Source organism: Streptomyces sp. NRRL WC-3549 (genome assembly GCF_000721935.1).
Taxonomy (GTDB): domain Bacteria; phylum Actinomycetota; class Actinomycetes; order Streptomycetales; family Streptomycetaceae; genus Streptomyces.
The window spans coordinates 6,910-9,255 of the sequence record NZ_KL585409.1 but is presented as its reverse complement, the minus strand read 5'-3'; the positions used below and the strand labels follow the sequence as shown (position 1 = coordinate 9,255).

General features: G+C 77.0%; 1 protein-coding gene. It reads left to right on the top strand.

Annotation, left to right across the window (positions count from 1 at the left end):
- Positions 1-34: 34 nt before the first annotated feature.
- Positions 35-2,346, top strand: a 2,312-nt coding sequence (locus tag IH13_RS0119575) for an SDR family oxidoreductase (protein WP_037841834.1), incomplete at its 3' end; no start/stop codon positions are given.

The window sequence follows — 2,346 nt, the reverse complement described above, 5'->3', positions numbered from 1 at the left end:
CACCGGCGACGGCCGGGTACCGCCCGCCGCTCGCGTGCGCATCCCCGTACGCGGCGCCCACGACGAGGTCCGCGGTGTCGCACTCGGAGTGACCGACGGCCCCTGGGGCGGCGTGGCCCGTGCCTGGCAGGCCGGCGGCACCGTCGACTGGGCGGCTTGGTTCGAGGGGGAGGAGCGTGGCCGTGTCCCGCTTCCGACGTACCCTTTCGAGGGCCGCCGCTGCTGGCTGACCGGCCCGGACGGCAGCGCACCCGCCGACCGGGTCGCCGGCCCCGGTCCCCATCCCATGCTGGACGAGAACGTCTCCACCCTGGACACCCTCGCCTACCGCAGTTCCCGCACCGGCACCGAGTTCTACCTCGCGGACCACCGCGTCGTCGCCGAGCCCGTCCTGCCCGCCGCCGGACAGCTGGAACTGGCCCGCGCGGCCGGTGAACTCTCCCTCGGCGGCCCGGTCCGGCTGCGCGGCGTCTCCTTCGAGCATCTGCTCTCCTACGCCACCGGGCCGCGCACCGCGAGGATCCAGTTGTGGCGCGAGCGCGACACGGTCGGGTTCGACCTGACCGCCGACGAGCGGGTGGTCGCGGCCGGCGAGATCCTCCCCGGCTCCGCCGAGCGCCCGGCACCGGCCGACCCGGCCGCCCTCGCCGCCCGCTGCGCCGAGGTGGTCACCCACACCGACTGCTACGACGTCCTGCGCGCTCACGGCCTGGACTACGGCCCCCGCATGCGTGCCCTCACCGAGGTCCGGCTCGGTGACGGGGAGGCCCTCGGCACCCTCGAACTCCCCGACGGCGCCGCGCTCGACGGCGCCGCGCTCAACCCCGCACTCCTGGACGGCGCCCTGCACGCCCTGGTCGTGCTGCTGACCCGGGCCTACGGCGAAAGGGCCGGCGGCTTCCTGCCGCTGGCCTTGGGCGAACTCACCGTGCACGCCCCCCTGACCGGGCCCGGCCACGTCCACGTCACGGCCGGCCGACTGGGGGAGCGGACCGCGCACGCCGACCTCACCGTGGTGGACCCCCATGGCCAGGTCCTGGTCCGACTGCACGACCTCGCCGTGCGCGTCCTCGGCGAGCGTCGCGAGTCGGCCCTGCTGGTCCGCCGCTGGACCGCCGCGCCCGCCGAGCCCACCGGCACCCCCCTCGGCGGCACGGCCGCCGTCGTCACCGCCGACGCGGCGCGCGGGGCGGAGCTCGCCGCGCACCTCACCGCCCTGGGCTTCGGCACGGTCAGCCGCGACCTGGCCCCGGCCACCGCGCCCGATGTCGTCCTCGTCGACGAACCGGCCCCCGAACAGGCGCTGCACGTCGTCCGCACGCTTCTCACCGCCCGCCCCACCGCACCCGTGCGCGTCCTGCTGCTGCACCGCCACGACACCGACGGTCCCCGCCCCGAACGTGCCGCGCTCGCCGCCTTCGCCCGGACCGTCCGAGCGGAGAACCCACTCCTCGAAGTGCAGGCCGTCGGCCTCGCCGAGGACGTGGCCGAGGCCGACGCGCTCGCCGGCGAACTGTCCGGCCACGGCCTCGACCCGGAGGTCGCCCACACCGCACGGGGCCGCCGGATCCCGCGGGCCGAGCCTGCCCCGGCCGCCGCTCCGGTGGCAGTCCGCGACGGCGGCGTGTACGTCGTGACGGGCGGCGCCGGCGGACTGGGCCGCGCCGTCGCCGGCCGGCTGCTGTCCCGGGGCGACGCCCGCGTGGTCCTGCTGGGCCGCAGCGAGCGGCCCGCCGACCTGGACGAGCGCCTGCTCCACCGCAGCGTCGACGTCTCCGACCCGGACGCCCTGGCCGCGGGGCTCGCCGCCGTACGGGAGGAGTTCGGGCCGCTCACCGGCGTCGTCCACGCCGCCGGCGTACTGCGCGACGGCTTCGCCCTGACCAAGTCCGCCGAGGACTTCGCCGCCGTCCTCGCCCCCAAGGCCGCCGGGCTGCGCGCCCTGGACGCGGCCACCGCAGACGACCCGCTGGACTTCTTCGTCGCCTTCTCGTCCATCGCCGCCCACATCGGCAACCCCGGCCAGACCGACTACGCCTACGCCAACGCCTACCTGGAGGCGTACGCCGAACGGCATGGCCGGATCACCGCGATCGCCTGGCCGATGTGGGCCGAGGGCGGGATGCGCCAGAGCACCGAGGCCGCCGCGGACATCGCCGCCCGCACCGGCTTCGGCGTACTGCCCACGGAGACCGGCCTCGCCCTGTTCGAGCAGGCCCTCGGCACACCCGGCGCGCTCATCGCCGCCTACGGAGATCTCCGCACCGTCACCACCGCGCTCACCGCGCCCGTCGCCCGGGCGGCCCGGTCCGCCGTCACCACGGCCGCCGCGCCGGTCGGGAGCGG